The sequence below is a fragment of the Shewanella sp. Isolate8 genome (assembly GCF_022398495.1).
GTDB lineage: Bacteria > Pseudomonadota > Gammaproteobacteria > Enterobacterales > Shewanellaceae > Shewanella > Shewanella aquimarina.
Window position 1 is genome coordinate 39,300 of the sequence record NZ_JAKEVI010000007.1, and the last position, 24,783, is coordinate 64,082.

Here is a 24,783-nt window from a genome sequence, read left to right on the forward strand (position 1 = left end):
TAAACAGTAGTTAACTCACATCGATCTACTGAGGCAAAGGAGCAACAGCTTAAGGCGGAGGGCTCCACCGAGAAGGAGTTCTTGGCTCAGGTTTAGGGCTATCCAACAGACGTACCTGTACTCGCCAGGCTGATGCCTCAGCTCTGCAACCTGTCGCCTAAGGTTTAAGGGATAAGGGCCTAAGGCCTACCATTGCCCTGCTTGAGCAGCAGCTCGGCCTTGGCACCGAGAAACACATAGATCCCCAGCCCCACCAGCAGGCCGACCACGGCGAACATCATGCCAATGGCGGGCTGCACATACTTCATCTCTCCCAGTGAGGCCTTAAACATGGTCAGCAGGGCCTCGATGGAGATGGCGATCAAGATAGTGGAGATGAAACGGGTGATGGTGCGCCGGGTGGAGCTGTGACGAAAGATATCCTTGTGCATCAACACCTCCTCTTCGAGGATCGTCTTGCCCAGATCGAACACCGCCAGGGCCAGGGTGATAAAGATGATGATGCTAAAGGGCTTGATTGAGCCACTGGGCACAACTCCCTCAGCGAGCAGGGCGGCGATATCCACGGTCGCCATGCTGATGAGCACGAGTACCATGATAAACAGCCCGACCACCAACGCGGTATAGACCCCCTTGAACAGGGGCGTCGCCCTGCGTCTGGCCCGATCGCCCATCATAAACTCGATCAGCTGAGTGAGATTGATATCCACCACGATGAAGCCCCGACCCGAGTCGTCTTCGATACGATAGGAGGCCGACAGGCAGAGCTGGCCACTGGCGTTGGAGAGATAGGGGGTGGTGATCTTGAGTCGCTCAGTCTCCTGCGCCTTGGAGAAGTAAGGCCTGTGGCTGCGGCTCAGGTTACGCCCCACGGGGATCGCCTGCACGACACGATTAACTATGGCCACGTTGTCGCTGATCTGCACCCCATCGCCATCGAGCACATAGAGCAGCTCGATAAAGGGATAGCTGTTGGCAATCTCGGCCATGGCCCGCACCCGAAAGCCGGGGTCGGACAGCATCAGGGGATCGCTTATTCCCACCAGAATCGACTCCAGCAACTCCTTCACCAGCTGCTCATGTTCATGGTACCGCTCGATCACGCTTAGATAACTCATTGCCGCCATAGACTGCTCCCCTTAGATAACGGCTCTAAGCTTTGCAACTATGACGCCAATCCCATTCGCGGGCACAGAAACCAGGCTAAGACTGGGAAAAACGCCGCGCCATAGGCCGTAAAACTAGGCAATGAAAGACTGATAGTGAGATGAATCGCCGGAGCCAGGGCGTGCAATTCTCGCTGACTACTGCCCAAACAAACAGGCATCTGCACCAAAAGAGGGCAGATGCCGGGGTATTTCAACACAGGTAAAGGGTGAAGATAACCTTATGTAGAATCAATTAGTGCCGCTGCTGCGCCTCTAACGTCGCCAGGCTCTCGCTGTATTTGCGGGTCCAGAAGGGGTGATCTGTCTTGGCCAGCGCCTGCTTCTGCTGGTCTATGGCTAAGTCGAACATCTTCAGCTCGCCATAGGCCCGGGCCAAAGCATCGTGGGCGGTGTGGGAGTCGGGGTTGGCCTCCACCGCCGCCTGATAGACAGCTAACCCCTTGTCTTTATCCTTGGCAAACTCGGCATCCGCCAGGGCGATCAGCGAATCGGTAGACGGTACGGGGAAGCCATACTTCTGCTGCGACAGGTAACTATAGTGGTCGAGGATCGCCTTCACGCCCCCCTTGGCGATCTCTGAGTCTGGCGAGAGCACCCTGTGATAGTCGTCGAACAGCCACTCTATGCCGTAGGCGGTCGCCAGGATCGGCTGGGTCATATAGTAGGTGCCGTCGAAACGCTTCACCTTATAGTGCAGCGCCGGATGATTTGTGGTCTCGAGCAGCTCCTCCATGGCGGCGAAGTCCGCCAGCTGACGCTGCTCGAAACCGCTGTCGCTGGTGGTCAGCATCAGGTAGCGAGGCTTGCCCTTGAGCTTCTCCAGCTTGTCGGCGGCCGACTTCATAACATAGGCAAAATCGTCACTCAGCACAGGGCTCGCCGCCAGGTAGGCGTTGAACAGCTCGGGGCGATTGAGCAGGGTGTAGAGCACCAGGCCGGCGTTGCCGGTAAAGCCATTCATGATACGAAAACCATTGGTGCGATACTTGGCGTCGATAGCGGGCAGCAGCGACTGCTCCATGAAGTCCAGCAGGGCGACGCTGCCCTCCTGCTCTATCGCCTGACTCTTCAACTTGCCCAGCGCCTGGTCGCCGTCGGGCGCGGTGACGATTATGGTCTCCAGCCAGGGCCAGTCGCCGTTATGACTCATCCAGTCATGCATCCCCTCGAGATAGCCTCGGCTGCGGGGATGGAAATCAAACAGCAGCACATAGCGCTTATCTGGGTTGTTGCCATAACTGGCGGGCAGGGTGACCTTGAAGGCCATGGGCTTGTCGACACTCGGCGCCTTAACCATCAGGGTTTCAAGGTTGGCCGGCGCAGCCTGAACCAGGTTCAAGCCACTGCCGAGCAGTAAGATAACACCAGCAATCCATTTATTTATCACGTGTATTCCTTATTATTCTTGTTAAATGACTAAGTGATTAGCAGGCGCTCACCCAGGCGCGACGACTAGCAAGGTGAGGTGCTATTTTTTAACATAGCAAATGAGTATGCTTTTCAGCGAGATACTCGTCAATCTGTGGCCGTGCTGCACTAGGCTGGTATTTCGTCTTTAAGGGAGTGAATTCTGGCGATAATTCACTAGCCAAAGGGACATTTTCCGCTTAGGATCTGGCCTGTCATTTAACGATTAATGCATAGTGGAGTAAGCCAACGTTATGGGTATTCGAGCCATAGTTGTAGATACAGCAGGTACAACAACCGACCTGAACTTTATTCAGGACACCCTTTTTCCCTATTCGTCTAAGGCCCTCGCTGATTTTTTAGAAGAGAATCAAACTAATGTATTAGTCGACAACTGCATCAGCGATGTAAAAGATATCGCGCTGGAGCCGGATGCGTCGCTGGAACGCGTGATCGAGATCCTGCAGCAGTGGATTGCCGAAGATCGCAAGGCGACCCCGCTTAAGACGCTGCAAGGCCTGATCTGGAAACAGGGCTATGCCAAGGGCGAATTTAAGGGTCACATCTACCCTGACTTCATCGACAGCGTGAAAGATATTAAGGCGCAGAACGTACGACTCTACAGCTTCTCTTCTGGCTCAGTGGATGCACAGAAGCTACTGTTCAGTCACAGCGACGGCGGCGACCTGACCGAATACTTCGATGGTCACTTCGACACCCGCACCGGCAACAAACTGTTTAAGCAGGCCTACAGCAACATCATCAACACCATCAGCCTGGCACCTAAGCAGGTACTGTTTATCTCGGATGTGCTAGAAGAGCTGAAGGCGGCGGAGCAGGCTGGCATGCGAGTGATTCAGATGGTACGCGAGACCACTCAGCGCACCGGCGACTACCCACAGATCACCAACTTTAAAGAGTTGAACTTCTAAAGCCGTCGATTAGAAGCAAAAAGGCACCCCAGGGTGCCTTTTTTGTTGCCCTCAGTATCACTTAAGGCTCGGGGATTGGTATTGTGGCGAGATGCTGATATCTTAAGCCAAAACTAAACGCTTGTTTGAAATTAAAGGTTAAGATATGGAGCAGTTCGTTAGTCGCTTTCCCTTCCATACCCGCATCCAGGTTGCCTGGGGTGAAATGGATGCCCTGCAGCACGTCAATAATGTGGTCTATTTCCGTTACTTCGAAACGGCACGTATCGACTTTTTTAATCAGCTGTTTCCACTGGATAAACTCTATAAGTCGGGCATGGGGCCGGTGATCAGCGACATTAATGCCCGCTATAAGCGCCCGGTCACCTTCCCAGATACCCTCTTGGTCGGCGTCAGCATCAGCGATATTCATAAAGATCGTTTCACCATGCATTATCAGGTGTTCAGCGAGCGACAACAGGCGATCACCACCACGGGCTCCTCGGTCGCCGTCATGTTCGACTTTAACAAGCAAACCAAGGCCGAGTTACCCGACGAGCTACTGGCTGTGCTTCAGCAACACTGCGCAGACTAGCCGGGCTAGCCTAAGTCACATCTCCTCGTTAAACAGCAACACTATGCCGCCACCACTGAGGCCGCTGTTGATGTTGAGGGTAATGCCTATCCCTATGTTGCGCAGCCAGGATGAAAAGGATGGTGTCTGCACTAGCCAGCCGGCGCCAAACTCGTAGTAGTGGCGCGTGCCCATGGGGTCTATCACGTCGCCACTGAGATCGATTCGCTTGGCCAACAGACGCATCTCGTTCTGTCGCTCGAAGAAGTCGGGCAGGCCATAGTGAAACACCAGGGCATTGCTCAGGCGCCCGACCTGAGGGGTGACGGCCTGCATGCCATCATCGGTCAACAGGCTACGGCCTATGCCGTATCTGAGGGTGCTGATAAACTCCCACTTATTGCCCAGCAGGTCGCCGGTATAGCTAACCTCGACATTGGGATCTAACATGATGGCACCATAGCTGGTGTTCACCAGCTTCTCATCGAGCTGGCCTCTAATCTTGCTCAGCAAGGGATCCTTATAGGTTAAGGTGTTCTCCAGCCAGAGCAGTTGGGCACCGAGGCCAAACATTGCACGCCACTGCTGGTTTATCTGATACTTCCAGCGATACTCGCCCGCCAGCAGGTAGCTGGTATCTTTGATCGGACTACTGATGGTCTCATCCTCCAGCCCTTGTATGCTGTCGCTGGCGTGCACGTAGGAGAGGCGAACTTGGATGCTTTGGGACCACTCGGGCGAGAGCGGCACTGTGTCGCTCTCCCAGGGCAAGGTATAGGAGGTGAGCTGACTGCGCCGCTCAAGCGACTCCTCGCTACCGACATCGCCTATCTCGCTCAGATCCACTATGGTGTTGGGATTAAAATCCACTATCCCTAAGGTGATCAGGTTGGCATCGGTGAGCACCATGGCACTGGTGATGTCCCCCTTGAGTTTGGCCTCGACGGCGGGGCGCAGGTTAATCTCCGGAGCAGCCAATGCTTGAGTAACGTAAACCCCAACACAGAGCCCAAGCCAGCGGGTCAGCGCGCTCTTAAGGAGTATATGGCCCTTGATTTTCACGCGAAGGCCTCATCTAATTTTAACAAAATCATCTTGTTACTAATTTTATCACCCTGTGCTAACGTTAAGTTTCATCCCGTCAAACGAGAGGCAGACTATGACGCAAGAGACGATTCGACACCAGGCCGACCAGCAACGATTTGTGTTATCTATTGCCGGCCATGATGCGGTATTAGAGTATCAACGACAAGGCGACAAGGTAGATTTTGTTCGCACCTTCGTGCCGGATGAACTGAGGGGACAAGGCGTGGCCGGGCGCCTGGTGCGCCATGGATTAGCGTGGGCCAAGTCCCAGCAACTCGCCATCACTGCCAGTTGCTGGTACGTGCAGAAGTTTTTGTAACCCGCCTATTCGCCGGTCAGGGTCAGCAGCGCCTGCTTCACCTCTTCCCCTATGGGTTGGCTCTTGTCGACGCTATAGTCGTAATGCACTAGGGTGGTCTTGGCCTCGGCGGTCATCTTCCCGCCCTGCCAGCTCTGCTGCGCCACCTCGAAACTGGCATTACCCACACGGCTGATCCAGGTCTTGATCTCCACCGGCAGACCATATTGGGTCGGCGAGGTGTAGGCGATGGTAAAGCCCGCCACGATCAGGTTCCACTCCGCCAGATTAAGCGAGGGATTGAAGATGGCGAAGATGGGCTCACGCGCCGCCTCGAACCAGACGGGCATAACGGTATTGTTGATATGGCCCAGGCCATCGGTTTCATTGAATCTGGGTTGAATGGTTAAACTGAAAGAGCGTAACGGCACAGGGAGCTCCTAAGGCTAAGTCGTTATTTTTGTGGGAATACGCTAACCGAGAAGCCCTTGGGATGCAAGATGGACTTTCGACCTAAGGGCGCCTCGTTGCGAGACGCCCTTAAGATCTAATTACTTCACATACATGGCGTTAATTTCGGTGGCGTACTTGTGATAGATCATCTTACGCCTCAGCTTCATGGTCGGTGTCAGCAGACCGGCCTCCATAGAGAAGGCCTCGGGTAACAGGGTAAACTTCTTGATCTTCTCGAAGCCCGCCAGCTCCTGCTGCAGATGCTTGAGACGCTGCTCGAAGTGCTCGATCACATGGCTGTGACGCAGCAGCTCAATGGGCGACTCGTAATGCAAGCCCTTCTCCTCGGCCCAGGCCTCTAACGACTCGAAAGCGGGCACGATAAGCGCGGTCACATAGTTTTTGGCATCGGCGATCACCGCCACCTGCTCGATGAAGGGACAGCAGCCTACCTTGCCCTCGACCCGCTGGGGCGCGATATATTTACCGTTAGAGGTCTTCATCAACTCCTTGATGCGGTCTGTGATGAACAGGTTACCCTGCGCGTCTAGCTGACCGGCATCCCCCGTCTTCAGCCAACCATCTTCGAAGCTATCGGCAGTCTCCTGGGGACGATTGTAGTAGCCGCGCATCACGGTATCACCGCGCACCAGGATCTCGTTGTCTTTACCCAGCTTGATCTCGACTTCCGGCAGGGTCTTGCCGTTAGAGCCAGCCACCCGGTTATCCAGGGTATTACAGGTCACGGTCGCCGTGGTCTCCGTCATGCCATAGCCGCAGAGCACGGGAATATCAATGGCGTGGAAGAAGCTGGCCACGTTCTGATCCAGCGCCGCACCACCGCAAGGCATAAACTTAAGCCTGCCACCCAATACCTGTTGCAGCTTGCTGTACACCAGCTTATGAGCCAGTTTCCACTGGGTCTTGAGCCACCAGGAGCTCTTGGCCCTGCCCTGGCTGACCTCGAACTGACGCTCGCCCACCGACATGGCCCAGGCAAACAGCCTCTTGCGGGTGTCGGGCGCCTTGTTCACCTTGTCCTGCACCGCACTGTAAACCTTCTCCAGGAAACGTGGCACCACACACAGGGTATGGGGACGAATATCGACGATCGCCTCTTTCACCGTCATAGGGTCGTTAAGGTAGACGTTGTGGCCGCCGCGGCACAACACATAGAAGCTCCAGCCCCGCTCGAACACATGGCTCAGCGGCAGGAAGGCCAGCGACACATCGCCCGGCGTAAAAGGTAAAATCGTATCGTGCTGACGCACCACAGAGGCGATGTTACGATAATCCAGCATCACGCCCTTAGGGTCACCCGTGGTGCCCGAGGTGTAGATCAGGGTCAGCAGATCGTCCAGGTCCAGGTTAGCTAAACGACGCCCTAGCTCGGCCTCGACTTCGGGCGAATAGGTTTGGGTAAGCAGACTATCGAAATGAACAGCCGTTTCCTCTTGCTTAAGTGCCACCTCGGCATCGAAGACCACTATCTGGGTCAGGCTGGGGCAGAGTGCAAGCAGTTCACGGGCCATGCCATATTGCTCGGCGTCGCCGACGAAAATCAGCTTAGCCTGGGCATCGTCTATGATGTAGCGCGCCTGTTCCAGGGTACTGGTAGGGTAGATGGGCACCACAACGGCCTTGGCCTTGAGGGCACCGACATCGGCACAGGTCCACTGGGGACAGTTCTGCGACAGGATTACCACCTTGTCCTGGGGGTCAAAGTCAGAGGCGATCAGCGCCTTGGCAACCTGGTCGCCAATCTCATCGAAGCGTCGCCAACTTATCTGCTGCCAGGGAGCGGCTAAGCCATAGCCTTCCAGCGCGATGGCATCGCCACGTTGCTGGCTCTGGGCCTGCATCAGGCTGATGGGATGATACTGTTGGAGCGACATAATTTTCTGACCTTTTTAGCGTACACTTGTACCTGTTTTGGCGCATTTTACTGCAATGGCGGCCAAAAAATAAGAGTTTTTGCTCCAATAATGTTAATTGGAGCACAAAAGCCAGGCACTAGTCGGATCAGGCCAAGGCGTCACGCCACAACTTTCGCTTGCCCCACCAAAGCGTTAGCAGAGAAAAAGCCACCAGGCCAATATCCAGGGTCACATAGGTGGTGAGATCTCTGCCTTCGCGCAGTGCTACCAATGCGGTGGACAACCAGATGGCATGGCAGATCACCACTAACATACTCAGTGAGATATGCATGGCGCTGCGGGCGGCGCAGCCCAGGCCCAGCAAGAAGGCGCAGACGCAGAAGGTGCTGAGTACCAGATGGCTCCAGATGAGCAGGGTAAAGTCTGGATTGAGTATCAGGGTGCAGGTCGCCAGCAGCGCCATGGTGCCGGTGAAATACCCCAGCAGACGATACTGGGCGCTGGCGAAGGCCTCGATCAGCCCCTGTTTACCGTCGAAGCCCGGCAAGATATAGAGGGTCTCAGTCGCCCGCCATCTCTGCACACGACTCCAGTGCACTAAGGTACAGGCGACGGCGCTGAACTGACCCATGATGAAGAGCACGGGCAGCTCGATGCCGACAAAATAATTTACCAGCCCTAGCAGCAGCGCCAGCGCAGGCAGTAACACCAGCATCATGGAGAGCATGGGGCCGACGAAGAAGTTCACCGGGTGCAGCCACCTGTCCAGACGATTCATCAGGCTATTCGAACCAAGGTTCGGCAACCAGAACCAGCCCATCTCCAGGCCATTGAGGTAGACAGATCTGGCCTCCAGGTGCCAAACCTCGGCCCTGAGATCAGCACGGATCAGATAGATAAGCCCCACGACGGCCAGCGGCACCAGGTAGAAGCTGAGGCTAGGCAGAAACGCCGTCATCTCAGGTGTAAAGGGCAGCAGCAGAAACAGGGCGAAAGAAAAGTAGAACCCCTTGATGTGTCGGCGACAGAAATAGATGAAGGCGACCCCAGCCAGGCTCGCCAGCAGCACCTGCTGAACCGCCGCCTCGAGGGGCAATAGTATCGCCGCAGTTAGCGAGATCAAGGTGGCGATAATGCCCACGATGAGCGCCTGCCATTGAATGCTCTCGGCGTAGCCGGGCACCAGGCTGGCCCACTCGGTGGCCGACAGGCGATTGAGTTGCCAGGCGATCGCCGCGCAGGTAGAGACCTGCATCATCCCCAGCATGATAGGCATGGCGTCGTATTTGCCCGAGAACGCCAGCACCAGCATCATCACCAGCGCCAATAGCCCGGTGCCGAGAAAGCTGGCGCTGCCCACATCGAACAGCCAGAAGCGCGCCATACCGCGCAGCGCTTTAGGCATCATCTGTGCAGCTCCATGAAGAGTTGTTCCAGGTTCATTGGCGTCACTGAGGTGAAGCTTGGTGCCATGGCGGCCTCATAGTGATCCACCAGCAGCTTATCCTGCTGACGGTTGAGCACAACAAGCCCCTCGGGCAGAGACTCGCCCGGCTTGAGACTCACCAGCTGCACGCTCTCCCTGAGGGCGTCTATCTCTTTAAACAACACCAGCTTGCCCTTGCGCATCAGGGCCACATGGCTGGCGACCCGCTCGAGATCTGAGGTGATGTGTGAAGAGAAGAGCACCGCCGAGCCGGCATCCAACGCCAGATCGAATAGGTCCGACATAAACTCGCGCCGAGCGATAGGGTCCAGGCTGGCAACCGGCTCATCGAGGATCAACAACTTGGGGCGATAGGCCATCGCCATGATCAAGGCCAGCGACTGGCGCTGTCCCACCGACAGACGCTGCACCTGCTGCGTCCCATCGAGCTGGAAGCGACTCAGCCACTCCTGCTCCAGCGACCTGTCCCAGTTGGGATAGAAGCTGCGATGCAGGGCGAGGGCGCGCCCGACGGTGAAGCCCTCATAGCCGAAGGGTTGCTGAGGCACATAACCTATCAGCTCCTTCTGCGCCGAGCTGATGTTGTTGCTGGTACCGCCGAGGATCTCTATCTGCCCCTCGGTAACCTCGAGGATCCCCAGGGCGCAGCGCATCAGGGTCGACTTGCCCGCACCATTTTGCCCCAGCAAGCCTACCACCATGCCGGGATAGAGGGTCATAGACAGATCGTCAATGGCTAGCTTGCCGTCAAACGCCTTGCTGATCCCATGGAAGGCCAATATGGCTTGATTGCTCTCTTGCATCTGCATCTGTTCCTTTATTGCGTCTGTAGCCATGCCTTGGCGATGATGGCATTGAGTTCTTCTAGGCTTACCCCTAACTGCTTTGCCTGATCGATGAGTGAATTGACCTGAGGCGCCATCAAGTCTGAACTTGAGGTGCCCTGGCTATCGCCACGCTGCGCCACCCGGGTCGGTTGGCCGCGACGACGCTCGAGCCAACCCTGCTCCACCAACTGCTGAATGGCGCGGGAGACCGTCATGGGGTTGACCGCCAGGTGCTCGGCGATCTGCCGCACCGAAGGCAATACCTCCTGAGGTTGCAGCTGGCCGCCGACGATCAGACGTACTATCTGATCGCTAAGCTGGCGGTAGATGGGGTCGCCATTACTGGGGTTGACATTGAGTAAATCTAGCATTAGCCTTTATTCACTGTATTAATACATTGATACACCGATACAGTACTAAATTAACATAGATACGGTAAATTTCAACTAAGGAATAGGTATCATGCTTCAAGGAGAGGTTAAACTGATGGCCAATAGATTCACCCGGCAGCAGCGGCTGGTAGCGCTACTCCTGCCCGCCTGTTTGGCGCTACTGCTATTATCTCAGCCCACCTGGGCAGACGCTCAACAAGCAGATCAGCAAGATAGCCAGCCGACATCTTGTTATGTAGACGATCTGCCTGATCGTCTGCGCTGCGGCGCCATCTGGGTACCGGAAAACTACGCTAAGCCCCAGGGCAAACAGATACAGATCCACTATCTGATCCTGCCCGCCATCAAACCCAGTTTCGAGAAAGAAGCACTGCTAGCCATCGCCGGCGGCCCGGGCCAATCTGCCATAGATAACGCCGCCAGCTTCGACAAGATCTTTACCAAGGTGCGCCAGCAGCGAGATATCCTGCTGATCGACCAGCGCGGTACCGGCCTCTCCAACCAACTCACCTGCGAGGGCGCAGGCTTCGAGGGAGGCCTGGCCTTCAACGACGACGAGCTGGATATCGCCGCCGAGACCAAGGACTGTCTAGCCAAGATAGATGCCGATGTCAGTCAGTATGGTAGCGAGACAGCGCTAAAAGATTTCGAGGCGGTCAGGCAAGCCCTGGGTTACCAGAAGCTGCACCTGTACGGCATCTCCTACGGCACCCGCATGGCCCAGCTCTATATGCGTCACTACCCAGAGGCCCTGGCCACTGTGACCCTGGACGGTGTGGTGCCCATGCAGCAGAGCGTGCTTAATATCGGCGATGCCATCAGCCGCGCCATTGACCTGCTGCTCCAGGATTGCCAAGGCAACGCCCTGTGTCATCAAGAGTTCCCTAATCTCAAAGCGGAGCTCGAACAGGTAGAGGCACTGCTCAGCCAGGGACCTCAGATCAGCCAGACCCGCGATCCCCTCACCAATGCGCCGACCCAACTCACCATGACCCGCGCCAAGTTTATGGGCGCCATCCGCATGGCGCTCTATATGCCCAATGTCAGGGCCCTGTTGCCCCATGCTATCCATCAGGCGGCAGAGGGAAATTATCAGGCCATCATGGGGCTGTATGCCCTCACGGTGAACAGCACAGGCATAGCCGCCGGTATGCACTCGGCCGTGGTCTGCGGCGAAGACTGGCACCGTTTCAGTAAGGACGAGCGTCAGCAGATAGGCCAGAGTTACTTCGGCCGTGAGATGCTTAAAGCCTTCGACCTGAGCTGTCCTATCTGGCATATCCCGGCGGCCGATGCCAGCTTTGCCGCGCCCATTACCAGCAACCTACCCACGCTAGTGTTGTCGGGACAGATAGATCCCGCGACGCCACCCAGCTGGGGCGAGCTTGCTATGGCTAAGCTAACCAATGCCAAGCATTTCGTCGCCCCCTATGCGACCCACGGCGTGGCCTATCAGTCATGCGCCAACACACTAATCGCCGAGCTGATCAGCAGCGGCAGCATCGACGGTCTCTCACAGGAGTGCCTGAGCAAAGATATCAGCCGTAACTTCTACCTCAACGCCAACACGGTTGAGGCCATCCCACAGGACAAAATCAGTCAGAGCAATCTCAGCCAGGCCACTACTAGCCAGGCCTCTCTCGGTGACGCCAAGCAGCAAGGAGCACACCATGATTAAGGTATCAAATTTATCTAAGCGGATCGGTGAGGTGCAGGCACTGAATGATCTGAGTTTCGAGGCCCTGGACGGCCAGATCACCGGCCTGCTGGGCCCCAACGGCGCGGGCAAGACCACCTGCCTGCGTACCGTGTTTGGTCTGCTCAAGCCCGATCAGGGCATCGCCGAAATAGACGGCATAGATGTCGCCAAACAGCCGGTGGCCGCCAAGCAGCAGCTGGGCCTGTTCCCCGATCCCTTCGGCCTGTATGAACGCCTGACACCGAGAGAATATATCCGCTTCTTCGCCGAGCTAAACGGCCTCTCCCGCGAGCAGGCCAAGGCTGCCTCGGCCAAGGTGCTCTGCAAGCTGCATATGAATGACATTGCCGATCGCAAGTGCAAGGGCTTCTCCCAGGGACAAAGGATGAAGACGGCGCTGGCCCAGGCCATAGTGCATGAGCCCACCAACATCATACTCGACGAACCCACCCGTGGCCTGGACGTAATGAGCACCCGGGTACTGCGCGACCTGCTGAAGGATCTCAAGCAGGCGGGTCACTGCGTACTCTTCTCCAGCCATGTGATGCAGGAGGTTGCCGCCCTGTGCGATCGCGTCATCGTCATGGCCGAGGGGCGCGTGGTCGCCGTCGGCAGCCCACAGGAACTCTGCCAACAGACGGGCCAGGCTTCACTGGAAGACGCCTTCATTCAGCTAATCGGTACCGACGAGGGAATCGCAGCATGATCAGTTCAATCATTACCATGGTCAGAAAAGAGCTGACCGATGCCGCCAGAGACAAACGTTCCGTCATGGCCGGCCTCTACTACGCCATCGGCGCGCCGTTGATGATGTGCGGCATGTTTATGATCCTGATAAGTCAGATCACCAGCCCAGAGGCGCTTAACATCACCATCACCCACGGCGAGCGCGCACCGGATCTGGTGAAGTATCTCGCCAGCAACGAGATCAGTCAGGGTGATGAGGCCGATCGCAAGGAGATAGAGCTTGTCATCAGCCCAGACTACGCCGCCAACATGGCCAAGAGTCAGGCCGCCGAGATAGTGCTGATCGCCGACAACTCCAACGAGAAGCTACAATCTTCTATCCGTCGCCTAGAGAAGGCACTGCAAGAATACAGCGCCGAGATGGGCAGCCTGCGACTGATCGCCCGCGGCATAGACCCCAAGGTGATGCAGCCGATCAAGGTCAAGGTAGAAGATCAGGCCACCTCAGATTCTAAGGGCGGGATGATCTTAGGCGTCGCCATCTTCATGATGGTCTATGCGGTGTTTATCTCAGGCATGAATCTGGCTATAGACACCAGCGCCGGTGAGCGCGAACGCAACTCGCTGGCCCTGCTGCTCAGCCATCCGGTATCCACCCGGGATATCGTGCTGGCCAAGGTCGCCGCGGTGACCATCTTCGCCATGTTGGGGCTGATCCTCACCCTAGTGATCTCTAAGCTCGCCTACGGCTTCGTGCCTTGGCAGGAGCTGGGCTTCTCGGTCAACATCAACATCGACTTTATCCTGTTGATGCTGGCGATCGGCCTACCCATCGCCCTGATGGCAGCGGCGCTGCAGCTGTTTGTCTCCTTCATGGCCAAGTCGTTCAAAGAGGCCCAGTCCTACCTCACCATAGTGCTGATCGTGCCCATGATGCTGTCGATGGCGGCGAGCTACAACATAGCGCCCGACACGCTACAGTGGCTGCCAGTCTCGGGTCAGATGCAGGCGCTGATCGCCTTCATCAAGGGCAAGGAGATCCCCATGATGCAGCTGGTGCTTTCCAGTGCCATCACCTTCGTCATCGCTCTAGCCCTAGCCTTCGGCATGGAGCGCTCACTGAAGAGCGAGAAAATCGTCTTCGGACTCTAACCCGCACGAAACTTCACTAGAAGGGGCCTTCGTCAGGAGGCCCACTTAAGGAGCATGCTATGGATAAGCAACAAGTCGTCATGATCATCATGTTGATAATGGTGGTCGCCACCAGTCTGAGCGAACTGTATAAACATCGCCTCAGGCTAGACAGACGCAGATCGACGCCTCGCAACACAGATGAGATGGACCGCCTGAAACAGGAAAATCAAAGATTAGCCGAACGCGTCAGCGTTCTAGAGCGTATCGTCACCGACAGCGATTATCAGCTTAGGCAGGAGTTTGTCGCGCTAAATCGCAATGCCTAACGACTGATACTAGATACAGGTCTTAGTTACAGGCCTTATCGATTAAAGGGGCTAACAAAGCCCCTTTAATCGATAAGGTTTTTACTTGTACTCAGGATGGCAAATGGTTTTATAATGGCGAGCTAAGACAAATCGCTATATAAACCTTGCATCAGAGACGATATGACCACCAATACCGCCATCAAACACACTTTCCTTGGCCTGTTTGTACTATTTAGCCTAACCAACCTATCTGGCTGCGCCAGCGCCCTATGTGATGCCCAGACCGACCACGCCACCAATCCGCTGCAGCGGGAGAATAACCGCCTGGAGTGCCAGCGTCAGGTGATGAACGCCATGGACGAGCATGAACGCAAGAAGAGGAAAGAGAGTGACGCTCAGTTAAAGGCCTATCTGGATAAACACCTCAAAGATACCCACTAACTTAAGGTGGACGCCCTAAGCACCCGCCTCCAGCTAACAGCTAACAGCTAACAGCTAACAGCTAACAGCCTTGAACAAACAGTCTAAAGCAGCCAACCTTAGCAGCAACTGTGAGTATTAAATTTCTGCCGATAAGCCCTAGGGGAGAGGCTGGTCAGCTGGATGAACAGCTTTCTAAAGGAGCTGACATCTTCATAACCGACCCGCTCGACAATCTGCTCCAGGGCCAACTCTGTGGTCTCCAGCAGCCGCTTGGCCTCATCGACCCGCAAACGCTGCATGTAGCTGGCCGGCGTCTCGTTAAGCGCCTTCTTGAAACGGCGAATGAGGGTGCGCTTACCCAGGGCAAACTTCTGCGCTATCTCATCGAGCAACCAGTTTTTATCTAAATTGGACTGCATCCACTGCTGAATCTTGCCCACCAGCTCATCTTGATGCTGCTGAGGCGTGATCGCCATGGTCATAAAGGGCTGCTGGGAACTGCGGTTAGGATCTATCAGCAAAATCTTGGCCATCTGTTGCGCCAGCCCCTCACCCGCCAGCAGCCCCACCAGATGCAGGGCCAGACTCAGATTCGAGGTGGTCGCCCCCGCTGTATGAAACTGACCATCGGACACCACAAGAGAGTCCATACAAAGATTGACCCTGGCGAAGTTACGCTCGAACATCTGCGACAGCCACCAGACAGTGGTGGCCCGTCTGTTATCCAGTAACCCGGATGCCGCCAACATCAGGGTGCCAGAGCAATAGGCCGCGATGGGCTTGCCCGTCTGGGCATAGGCACTAAGCGGCCCAAGCAGCGGCGAGAAATCCTGAGCATATTGCTTAAATTCCGCCTTATTGGTCACTAAGGAGGAAGCCACTATCACGGCATCGGCCTCGAGCAACTGGGTCTCATCTTTCAGCTCCATCGCCGCCAGCTGAAATCCTTGGTTGGTGGTGATCGCCTGGCTATCGCCAGAGACGATGTGGCAATGAAACAGATCTTGGCTGACCTCGGGGTTCAGCCTGCGATACAGGGTATTGGTAAAGTTGAACACATCTATGAGTCCCACTATGCCGCCAGCCACCACATTGCCCGCCGCCAAAATCATGATTGTCTTCATCGCGTCCCCTCTCTCAAGATGTCACTTATCACCTCAACTTTGTCAATAATGACACTTTTTGACCGTTTGTCGAGTTTTTATACTGGGCACATTGCAAAGACAAGGAACTGGCAAATGAACACACGCACACTACACCTGATACTGAGCCTGGGTTACTTAGGGGTTAGCTGGACCCTGCTGTTGTGGCTGCATTTTACTACTCAGCCCAACCTCTTCGCCCATTTCATCGCCATCCCCAGCCTGCTGCTATTCAGCGCCTATAGCGCACACCAGATCATCCGCAGGGGCGTGTGACTCATCTTCACAATTGGGCACCACACGGATGCATAACGCGAAAGCATAAAAAAGCCCGGCAAACGCCGGGCCTTTCTGTGACGACAAATCGGCTTATTTCGCCTTTGGTCTGAAGGGCTTGATCACCGACTCGTCACACACGAGATAGGGGCCTTCCATCAGATCGATGCAGTAAGGAATTGCCGGGAACACGGCATCTAGGCACTCGCGGATCGACTTAGGCTTACCGGGTAGATTGACGATCAGGCTGTCGCCGCGCAGGCCAGCGGTTTGACGAGACAGGATGGCGGTCGGCACAAACTTAAGCGACTCGGCGCGCATCAGCTCACCAAAGCCCGGCATCATACGATCGCACACCGCCTCTGTCGCCTCTGGGGTCACGTCGCGCTTGGCCGGCCCAGTGCCACCCGTGGTAACTATGAGGCAGCAATCTTGCTGATCGGCCATCTTAATCAGGGTCTGTTCGATAACTGGCTGCTCATCGGGAATGACTTCGTAGACAGGCTCCCACTCTGAGGTGAGGTATTCGCCCAACACCTCGATAATTGCCTTACCGGAAATATCTTCGTATACGCCGGCGCTGGCGCGATCACTAACGGTGACTATGCCTATCTTTGCTTTTGCCATTCCACTTTATCCTTTAGGTGTTGGGTCATGCGCGGCGCAAAGCGCCCCGCCAGGGTTGCGCCCTAAAATAACATATTTTGCTTATCGCTAAAGTGGCTCAAAAGAGATAAAAATGAGACAGATGTCGAATATTAGCAAGCTAAGGTAAACTGGGAGCGAAAACCCTAGCTAGACTAACGGCAACATGCCAAGGTCTCCTCGAGTAATGCCAGAAAGGCCTCGCGACTGGCCTTTATCACCTGAAGATCGCCGCGGCGCGCATCGGCCTCCAACTGGCGAGCTAGCTCCACCAGCGCCGTCATGCTCAGGTTGCTGGCAGCCCCCTTTACGGCGTGAAGGCTGGTACGGATAGCGTCACAATCGGCGGCCTCTATGCCATCGAGAAATGCCTGGCGATACTTCTGCATCTCATCATCAAACACCTGTAACACCTCGTCCAGCAGCGCCTCATCTCCCGACATGAGTGCCAGAACACTCTCGCGATCGAACAGGCTATCGGCCACCTCGACGGGCACATGTGCCTGCTCGCTATCCGGCTCATGACCCAATGTCGCCTCATAGTTTTGCTGGCTCAGAGAGAACCAACGATAGAGACACTTCTTAAGCCCCTCAAGCACCAGCGGCTTAGTCAGGTAGTCATCCATCCCCGCCCGCAGGCAGTGTTCCCTGTCGCCCTTCATGGCGTTGGCCGTCAGCGCTATGATTGGCAGGGCGCAAAACTGACTGCCGCCTTGCCCTTCGCGAATCGCCGCCGTCGCCTGAAAACCATCCATCTCAGGCATGAGACAATCCATCAAGATCAACTGATAGGGATTCCCCTGCTGCGCCGACAATACCGCCAGGGCCTCACGGCCATTGGCGGCGACATCGGCCTCGACCCCAAGTTGTTGCAGCATCCCCAGGGCCACCAACTGGTTAACCTTATTGTCTTCCACCAGCAGCACTTTGGGCTTGTCTGACATGGAAATCTCGACCATGGGCTCAACGACCGACTCGGGCGCCTCGTCATCGGGCTGATCCGACAGGGCGCGGATCAACTGGCGAATGTTTAACGGCTTACCCAGATGGGGCACCCTGGCATCACGCTTCTCGAACTCTATCTGCTGCCAATAGGAGAGCAGGGGTAATACCTTGGCTTCTTGCTGCTCATCCATTTGACGCCACCGATTTAACTCATCCTCGAAGGCCTCTTGCGCAGGAGTAAAACTGTAGATGAGCAGATCCGATGGCGGAATCGCCTCGTCGGGCTCGAGGTAGCCCACCTTGGCCCCCCAGCTACTCAGCAGCTCTCCCAGCATGCGCTCAAAGGCACCCTGCTGCCCCATAAGGGTCACCCGCTCTGGCGCCAAACCGTTACGCCAATCGCTAGCCTCATGTCGGTCCGCCAACTGTTGCGTCAGGGTAAAGCTAAAAATGCTCCCCACCTCCTGCTGGCTCCTGACCTGAATATCCCCTCGCATCAGTTCACACAGACGCTTGGCGATAGAGAGGCCGAGCCCAGTTCCCCCAAACATGCGGGTAGTCGAGCTGTCGACCTGAATGAAGGGGTTAAACAGCATAGCCAACTTCTCTTTGGCTATGCCTATGCCGGTATCTTCCACCTCACAGGAGAACTTCACCTCGCCCGACTCTTCCAAGGCGTTGGCAAGCCTTAGGGTGATCCAACCCTCTTCGGTGAACTTTATGGCATTGCCCACCAGGTTCACCAGGATCTGCCGCAAGCGACTGGGATCGCCAACCACGTAGCGGTATTGCAGCTGGGTGATATCCACGAACAGGGGCAGATTACGCTCCTCCAGCTTGAGCGCCACGGACTGCACAAAGAGATCCACCAGCTCCACCAAATCAAACTCGATCGCCTCAATCTCAAATTTACCCGACTCTATCTTGGAGAAGTCCAAGATGTCGTTGAGCAGAGACAGTAGGGATTCGGCACTGACCGAGGCCACGTCGACGTAACGTTGCTGCATCGGCGACAGCTGAGTCTCGCCCAACAAGCCCAAGATACCAATTACGCCGTTCATCGGGGTGCGGATCTCATGGCTCATGCAAGCGAGGAAGTCCTCCTTGGTCTTGGCGGCGACTTCGGCCTTCTCGCGCGCCTCAGACAAGGCCCAGTTGCTGAACTCCATCTCCTGGGCATAGGATTCGATCTTGCGTTCGTTGAGCTTCATCCGGGTCAGATCTTCCACACAGATGAAGTAACCTTCCACCGTGCCATCATCGCCCATGTCTGGCACATAGGTAATATGAAAAAATCTGGGCGCCTGATCCGCATCTAAGGTTTCCACCTCGAACACTTGCTTCTTGCCTTCCAGCACGCCGCGCTGATAGGGCCTCACCAACTGATAGACATCGGCGGGTTGCACCGCCTCCACCGTCTGCTCCAACACCTCCGCCTCCGTCTTGCCGAGCCACTGCAGATAATGTTGGTTGATGAAACGATAACGACTCTGGGCATCCACATAGGCCAACTGAATGGGGATCACATTGGTAATATTGTCGATATAGCGCCGCGATTTTTGTAACTCGAGTTGCTTCTGATTGCGCGCACTGACGGCTTCGTTGTAACTGTTCACCAGCATGCCGAACTCGTCGTCGCTATTCAGGCGTATGGTTTTCTGGCCGCCGAAGGTCTCTATCTGGCGCTGAATGCGTCGAATAGGCTCCAGCAGCACCTTGTGCTGCACATAGAGATTGACCGTCAACAACAGGGCAAAACCCAGCAGGAGAATGCCCACATAGTGAATCAACTCCTCGAAACTATAGGCCTCAATCTCGCTTGCATCATACCTGACGTAAAGTACATAGGCCCTGAGGCGTTGTAGCTCGGGGGAGATCAGGTACACCTGCTGCACCTGATGCACTATGCTGTCCTGACGCCAAACCTCCTTGGCGCTCAGCTTGTCGCTGACCCGCCGGATGATCTCCACCAGCTCGGGCTCTAGACTGCCTGACAGCGGACTTCCCAGATGCTGCCCCAGATTATCGGCTACTATCTGCTCCTCACGGGGATCGAACAGCACCAGACGCTTGATACTCCCCTGGGCGGCCAAGCCGTTGACCACTCGGCGCATGTTGCTAAAGTCGGTACTCGCCTCTAGGGCAAGTCGCAGCGACACGGACACCTGGGCAATTTCATAATCGACCTGATGCTCGGTGCGCTCTGTCATCTCGTCATAGTAATAGAGGGCGATCAGCCCAGAGATGATCAAGGCGCACACTAAGGTGGCCAAATTTAGCTTGTAGACAATGCCCTGGGCTATCTTGTCTCGATAGTGACGCCACATAGACTAAGGCACCTGGTAGAAGAGGTTGTCGACGTGGAGGCAGTCGGACTCGATCGCCCCTATCTTGACTAAGGTTTCGCAGACACTATAGCCAAGCTGGGTCAACTTATCTCTCTGGGCAAACAGCTTGTGTTGCTCCTCACTGCTGAGCAATTTGAGATCCGCCAGTGCCTCTTTAAACTCGGCGACCTGCAGGCCTTCACGCTTGGCCATGATGGCCATGGCCTCCTCGGGATGCTGACGCATATAGTCCAAGGTCAGCTGCCATGCCTGATGGATCTGATCCACCAGCTGTGGATGCTCCGCCAGTACGCTGGAGGAGATAGACAGGGTATCTAACACCTCCTCGGGGATCTCCTTGGTGGAAAACAGCTGAAGATAATCGCCGCTCGACTGTATCTCCACCGAATAGGGAGGATAGGTCACCATGGCCGCGATCTTACCTAAGGCCAGGGCGCTTACCGCTGCCCCCTGCTCGACGTTAATCACATTCACATCATCTAACTGCATCTGATGTTGGCGAAGGGCTCGCTCCAACACGAAGATGCCTAAGGAGCTGACCTCACAGCCTATAGTCTGCCCCCTGAGTGCCTGCATATTCTCTATTGAAGTGGGCGCGATGATCACATCGCCGCCATCCGAATAGTCGGCCAACAACACTATTTTTATCGGCTTGCCTCCCAGCGGCGCCACCTGAATCGCCTCTATCATTGTGCTGGCAAAACCATCCACATGGCCTGTTAAGTAGGCGCGCTGAGCATCTGACAGGGTCGACACCTGTACCAATTCAATGTTTGCCCCCACCTGACGATAGAAACCCTTCTGTTTCGCCAGATAGAGAAGTTCATACCCGGGCCAGGGATTAATGGCGATAGTGACAGCCTCTTCGACCTTTTTCGGCCCACAGCCGACCATGAGCATGGCGAGTAGTGGCAGTAATAGCCCCGAAATGATTCCCTTAATCATTTTTTATTCTTCCTTAGTCATGTTCTACCGTCAGGTAGGCGCCGTCCTGATAACAGACTACGCAGTTACGCCCGTCGGCCTTGGCCTTATATACGGCCTCATCGACCAACATTAGCAGATGGGATAGATCGGCATTCTGTGGATTAGCGGTCACCACGCCGAAGCTGCCAGTCACCTCGAGTCCCATGGGATTAAGATGTGCCAAATGCCGACGCACATCTTCCGTTTTCTCTCTGGCGATATCCAAGTTGCACTCCATCAAGATCACAAACTCCTCGCCGCCCATGCGCGCCACCACATCTTCCTTGCGAAAGCTCTCCTGCAACAGCTTGGCAACCGCCTGCAACACGAGATCGCCAATGTGGTGTCCGTTAAAGTCATTGATCTTCTTGAAGTGATCCAAATCCAGCATGACGATGGAGAGCTCGCCCTGATGTCGCACCATGCTGGAGAGGCTTTGGGCAGCCCGTTCGGCGAGGAAATGACGATTGTAGAGGCCGGTAAGCTGGTCGTGCAGCGCCATAAATTTTAGCTTGTCGCTGTGCTGCTTGAGTTGGATATGAGTATTCACGCGAGCGCGTACGATCGCCGGGCGGATCGGCTTGGTGATATAGTCCACCGCCCCTATCTCTAACCCCTTCTGCTCATCTTCATCCGAATCTTTAGCGGTCACGAAGATGATGGGGATCTCGGCCGTCTCGGGGTTGGCCTTCAATTGACGACATACCTGGTAGCCATCCATGCCGGGCATCAGGACATCCAGCAAGATAATGTCGGGTTTCTGCCTAGCAACCCTGAGGCATTCCTCTCCACTGTCGGCGGTCCAGACCTGAAACATATCCTTGAGACACTGCCTCATGATCAGGACATTCGTCTTCACATCATCAACCACCAGCACTACAGATTGTTCTTCCATGCAATCCCCTAATCAACCAAGAGCAATTAGCCGCAATGTTTCAATTGGATAGAGCTATTTTTAAGTGTAGCAGAAAGGATTTTTTCGTCCCTAAATCCCACCATTAACATCACAGATGTCGGCGAAACTGACAACCAAAAAATGCAAGCGAAAAGACAAAAGGGCCAACAGGCCCTTTTGAAACGAATAGCGATTAGCAGCGGTAAGTTAAATCGATGACAGACGCAGTTCCCTGCTGGGCCCAGTCATAGCCTTATTCGTAGCTAGTATCATAATTACTTAGCTACACCGCCTGACCGACGGCGACGCCAGATGCCCAGGCCCACTGGAAGTTGAAGCCCCCGAGCCAGCCGCTGACATCCATCACCTCGCCGGCAAAGTAGAGTCCGGGCACCTTCTTGCTCTGCATATCTTTTGACGAAAGCTCGTTGGTATCCACTCCCCCCAGGGTAACTTCCGCGGTGCGATAGCCTTCGGTGCCGTTCATCAAGAGCTGCCAGTTATGAAGACTATCGACGATGAGATCACGCTGAGCATGCACCAGTTGGTTGAGTGCCAGATTCAACAGCACCTCGTCAAACAGCACCTCTACCAGGCGTTTAGGCAGCCACTGCGACAGGGTATTGCGCAGGCTCTGCTTAGGATGTTTGTCGAGTGCCTCGCTCAAGGCCTGGGCGGCGTCGAGCTGGGGCAGAAGGTTAATCGAGATGCTCTCCCCCGGCTGCCAGTAGTTGGAGATCTGCAAGATAGCCGGTCCCGACAGGCCTCTGTGAGTAAACAGCAGCGCCTCGCTAAACTGGGTACCATCTTTGGCGGTACTGGTACTGGGCACCGCAATACCAGAGAGCGGCTCAAATTTCTGTTTCTGATCGCTGTGCCAAGTAAAGGGCACCAGGCCGGCGTGAGTCGGCAACACCTTGAGGCCAAACTGCTCGGCAATCTGATAGCCAAAAGGTGAGGCGCCAAGCTTTGGCATAGACAGCCCACCCGTCGCCACCACCAGGGACTCACAGCTGTACTCCCCCTTGCTGGTCTCCAGCATGAAGCGTCCATCATCTTGCTTATTGATAGAGAGAATATCGGTGCGCAACTGTACCTGAGCCCCGGCCCATTCGCACTCGGTCAGCAGCATGGTGACTATCTCTTTGGCCGAGTCGTTACAGAACAGTTGGCCATGATCGCGCTGGTGATACTCGATGCCGTGGCGTTCGACCAACTCGATAAAATCCTGCGACGAGTAGCGAGCCAGCGCCGACTTGACGAAGTGGGGATTGCTACAGATAAAGTTAGCCGGCTCCACTTTCTGATTGGTGAAGTTACAGCGGCCACCGCCGCTGATTAATATCTTGCGCCCTGCCTGTTTGCCGTTATCTAACACCAGAACGTCTCGTCCGCGATAACCCGCCGTCGCCGCGCACATGAGGCCCGCCGCGCCCGCACCGATAATGATCACGTCATGATGTTTCACTTAAATACCGCCTCAAACAAGTTAATAGCTACCGAACGCAGCCCCAAAACACAGGGGATAAAACTCTGACCCCTATGGATGGGGGAAATGCCTAAAAATGTCTGGAACATTTTTGGCCGTGTTAAATCCCCTCTTTGTTCATCCGTGGCCCCCGGGGATAAAACTTTGACCCCCACGGACGGGGGAAATGCCTAAAAATGTCAGGAACATTTTTTGGCCATGTACAAATCCCCTCTTTGTCCGCTGACCTTCATGGATGAAGGAAGTACCATTTGATGTAGGGAACATCAAAGGCCTGGCCACCGGGGATAAATACATCCGTGTATAAAAAAGGGCGCTATTTTAGCACCCTTTGTTGTTTTTAGCATGAGTCGCCGATGGCCACTATTCGTTGTCAGTGGTCTCCGACTTTTTATCTCTCGCCAACAGTGCCTTAGCCGCCTCGTGTGGCGTGCCGCCCTGGTAAAGCACCTTATACACCTGTTCGGTGATCGGCATCTCGACACCCAGACGCTTAGCCAAGGTATAGACTTCCTTGGTGTTGCGATAACCCTCGACCACCTGACCAATCTCGGCCTGAGCGGTATCGACGTCCTTACCCTGACCCAGTGCCAAACCGAAACGACGGTTACGAGACTGGTTATCGGTACAGGTCAACACCAGGTCACCCAGGCCCGCCATGCCCATAAAGGTAGAAGGTTGAGCGCCAATGGCTTCACCCAGACGTGATAGCTCCACCAGGCCTCGGGTGATCAGTGCGGTGCGGGCGTTGGCACCAAAGCCGATGCCATCCGACATGCCCGCGCTGATGGCGATAACGTTCTTTACCGCGCCGCCAAGTTGCAGACCGATAAAGTCATCATTGGCGTAGACACGCAGGCGTTTAGGACTATGCAGCAACTCCACCAGATCATTGGTGAAGGTCTCATCGGTACCGGCAACCGAGATAGCGGTAGGCAAGCCTGCCGCCAGCTCTTTAGCGAAGGTCGGGCCCGATAATACCGCCAGCGGATACTCGTCACCTACAATCTCGCGAGCCACTTCCTGCAGCAGACGACCCGTCTCCGGCTCCAGACCCTTGGTGGCCCAGACGATGCGAGCATCTTTACGCAGCAACGGCTTAGCCTGCTTGAGCACCAAGCCAAATACATGGCTAGGCACGACCACCAACACATTGTTGGAGGCGGCTAACGCGGTAGCAAGGTCGGCTTCGGGGATAAGAAGATCCGGCAGCGGAATACCGGGCAGAAACGCCTCATTGGATCGATCCCTTTTTAGGTTCTCGATATGCTCAGGCTCGTGGCCCCAAATCAGGGTTTTGTGTCCGTTACTGGCTAAAGAAATAGCAAGGGCGGTGCCATAAGAGCCCGCCCCCAGTACCGTTATATCGGCAGTGTTGTTCATGC

At 55.4% G+C, this 24,783-nt stretch carries 24 protein-coding genes; 9 read left to right on the forward strand and 15 right to left on the reverse strand.

What is annotated here, in order from left to right:
• Positions 1-179 precede the first annotated feature (179 nt).
• Complete coding sequence (locus L1D43_RS19265) at positions 180-1,127, reverse strand: PDC sensor domain-containing protein (RefSeq protein ID WP_239854100.1); 948 nt, start codon at positions 1,125-1,127, stop codon at positions 180-182.
• 274 nt (positions 1,128-1,401) lie between these two features.
• Positions 1,402-2,556, reverse strand: a complete 1,155-nt coding sequence (locus L1D43_RS19270; protein ID WP_239854102.1) for an alpha/beta hydrolase-fold protein — start codon at positions 2,554-2,556, stop codon at positions 1,402-1,404.
• Between the two features lie 274 nt (positions 2,557-2,830).
• Here L1D43_RS19270 and mtnC point away from each other — a divergent pair, with 274 nt between their 5' ends.
• A complete protein-coding gene (gene mtnC / locus L1D43_RS19275) occupies positions 2,831-3,508 on the forward strand; it encodes an acireductone synthase (RefSeq protein WP_239854103.1) in 678 nt (225 codons plus the stop codon).
• Between the two features lie 145 nt (positions 3,509-3,653).
• A complete protein-coding gene (locus L1D43_RS19280) occupies positions 3,654-4,082 on the forward strand; it encodes a thioesterase family protein (RefSeq protein WP_239854104.1) in 429 nt (142 codons plus the stop codon).
• A 15-nt stretch (positions 4,083-4,097) separates the two neighbouring features.
• On the opposite strand, the gene L1D43_RS19285 is transcribed toward L1D43_RS19280, so the two are convergent.
• Positions 4,098-5,123, reverse strand: a complete 1,026-nt coding sequence (locus L1D43_RS19285) for a Solitary outer membrane autotransporter beta-barrel domain (RefSeq protein ID WP_239854105.1) — start codon at positions 5,121-5,123, stop codon at positions 4,098-4,100.
• A 97-nt stretch (positions 5,124-5,220) separates the two neighbouring features.
• Between L1D43_RS19285 and L1D43_RS19290 the strand changes: the two genes are divergently transcribed.
• Complete coding sequence (locus L1D43_RS19290; RefSeq protein WP_239854106.1) at positions 5,221-5,466, forward strand: GNAT family N-acetyltransferase; 246 nt, start codon at positions 5,221-5,223, stop codon at positions 5,464-5,466.
• Positions 5,467-5,471: 5 nt separating this feature from the next.
• Here the strand turns inward: L1D43_RS19290 and L1D43_RS19295 are convergent, their stop codons facing one another.
• From L1D43_RS19295 to L1D43_RS19315, 5 genes are all read right to left on the reverse strand, one after another.
• Entirely contained in the window at positions 5,472-5,876 is a 405-nt protein-coding gene (locus tag L1D43_RS19295; protein WP_041509764.1) for a thioesterase family protein, read from the reverse strand.
• Positions 5,877-5,996: 120 nt separating this feature from the next.
• Positions 5,997-7,793, reverse strand: a complete 1,797-nt coding sequence (locus L1D43_RS19300; protein ID WP_239854107.1) for a long-chain fatty acid--CoA ligase — start codon at positions 7,791-7,793, stop codon at positions 5,997-5,999.
• Positions 7,794-7,920: 127 nt separating this feature from the next.
• Complete coding sequence (locus L1D43_RS19305) at positions 7,921-9,183, reverse strand: hypothetical protein (RefSeq protein WP_239854108.1); 1,263 nt, start codon at positions 9,181-9,183, stop codon at positions 7,921-7,923.
• The gene (locus L1D43_RS19310) at positions 9,180-10,025 is read right to left on the reverse strand and encodes an ABC transporter ATP-binding protein (protein ID WP_239854109.1); all 846 of its coding nucleotides are present in this window, start codon (positions 10,023-10,025) and stop codon (positions 9,180-9,182) included. Before L1D43_RS19310 ends, L1D43_RS19305 begins: the two co-directional genes overlap by 4 nt.
• Positions 10,026-10,039: 14 nt before the next feature.
• Positions 10,040-10,420: a GntR family transcriptional regulator gene (locus L1D43_RS19315; RefSeq protein ID WP_239854111.1), complete on the reverse strand. Its 381-nt coding sequence runs from the start codon at positions 10,418-10,420 to the stop codon at positions 10,040-10,042.
• 115 nt (positions 10,421-10,535) lie between these two features.
• Between L1D43_RS19315 and L1D43_RS19320 the strand changes: the two genes are divergently transcribed.
• The 5 genes from L1D43_RS19320 (at position 10,536) to L1D43_RS19340 (ending at position 14,710) form a co-directional block, all read left to right on the forward strand.
• Positions 10,536-12,119, forward strand: coding sequence for an alpha/beta fold hydrolase (locus tag L1D43_RS19320; protein WP_239854113.1), 1,584 nt, complete (start codon positions 10,536-10,538; stop codon positions 12,117-12,119).
• Positions 12,112-12,846, forward strand: a complete 735-nt coding sequence (locus L1D43_RS19325; protein ID WP_239854114.1) for an ATP-binding cassette domain-containing protein — start codon at positions 12,112-12,114, stop codon at positions 12,844-12,846. The genes L1D43_RS19320 and L1D43_RS19325 overlap by 8 nt, the downstream gene beginning before the upstream one ends.
• On the forward strand, positions 12,846-13,979 hold the full coding sequence (locus tag L1D43_RS19330) for an ABC transporter permease (RefSeq protein WP_239854141.1): 1,134 nt from the start codon (positions 12,846-12,848) through the stop codon (positions 13,977-13,979). The genes L1D43_RS19325 and L1D43_RS19330 overlap by 1 nt, the downstream gene beginning before the upstream one ends.
• A 59-nt stretch (positions 13,980-14,038) precedes the next feature.
• Positions 14,039-14,287 (forward strand): hypothetical protein, encoded by a 249-nt coding sequence (locus L1D43_RS19335; RefSeq protein ID WP_239854116.1) that lies wholly within the window; start codon positions 14,039-14,041, stop codon positions 14,285-14,287.
• Between the two features lie 162 nt (positions 14,288-14,449).
• Positions 14,450-14,710 (forward strand): hypothetical protein, encoded by a 261-nt coding sequence (locus tag L1D43_RS19340; protein ID WP_239854117.1) that lies wholly within the window; start codon positions 14,450-14,452, stop codon positions 14,708-14,710.
• Between the two features lie 98 nt (positions 14,711-14,808).
• Here L1D43_RS19340 and L1D43_RS19345 read toward each other — a convergent pair whose 3' ends face one another.
• Positions 14,809-15,816: a helix-turn-helix domain-containing protein gene (locus tag L1D43_RS19345; protein ID WP_239854119.1), complete on the reverse strand. Its 1,008-nt coding sequence runs from the start codon at positions 15,814-15,816 to the stop codon at positions 14,809-14,811.
• Positions 15,817-15,930: 114 nt separating this feature from the next.
• On the opposite strand from L1D43_RS19345, the gene L1D43_RS19350 reads away from it, so the two are divergent.
• A complete protein-coding gene (locus L1D43_RS19350) occupies positions 15,931-16,110 on the forward strand; it encodes a hypothetical protein (RefSeq protein WP_239854121.1) in 180 nt (59 codons plus the stop codon).
• Between the two features lie 93 nt (positions 16,111-16,203).
• Here the strand turns inward: L1D43_RS19350 and mog are convergent, their stop codons facing one another.
• From mog to gpsA, 6 genes are all read right to left on the reverse strand, one after another.
• Positions 16,204-16,737 carry a molybdopterin adenylyltransferase gene (gene mog, locus L1D43_RS19355; RefSeq protein ID WP_041509755.1) on the reverse strand — a complete coding sequence of 178 codons (534 nt, stop codon included), beginning with the start codon at positions 16,735-16,737 and terminating at the stop codon, positions 16,204-16,206.
• A gap of 173 nt (positions 16,738-16,910) precedes the next feature.
• Positions 16,911-20,027, reverse strand: coding sequence for an ATP-binding protein (locus L1D43_RS19360; RefSeq protein WP_239854123.1), 3,117 nt, complete (start codon positions 20,025-20,027; stop codon positions 16,911-16,913).
• A 3-nt stretch (positions 20,028-20,030) separates the two neighbouring features.
• A complete protein-coding gene (locus tag L1D43_RS19365; RefSeq protein ID WP_239854124.1) occupies positions 20,031-20,993 on the reverse strand; it encodes an ABC transporter substrate-binding protein in 963 nt (320 codons plus the stop codon).
• 13 nt (positions 20,994-21,006) lie between these two features.
• Entirely contained in the window at positions 21,007-21,909 is a 903-nt protein-coding gene (locus tag L1D43_RS19370; RefSeq protein WP_041509753.1) for a diguanylate cyclase, read from the reverse strand.
• A 283-nt stretch (positions 21,910-22,192) separates the two neighbouring features.
• Positions 22,193-23,377, reverse strand: coding sequence for an NAD(P)/FAD-dependent oxidoreductase (locus L1D43_RS19375; protein ID WP_239854126.1), 1,185 nt, complete (start codon positions 23,375-23,377; stop codon positions 22,193-22,195).
• 384 nt (positions 23,378-23,761) lie between these two features.
• Complete coding sequence (gene gpsA, locus L1D43_RS19380; RefSeq protein WP_239854128.1) at positions 23,762-24,781, reverse strand: NAD(P)H-dependent glycerol-3-phosphate dehydrogenase; 1,020 nt, start codon at positions 24,779-24,781, stop codon at positions 23,762-23,764.
• Between the last annotated feature and the right edge of the window lie 2 nt (positions 24,782-24,783).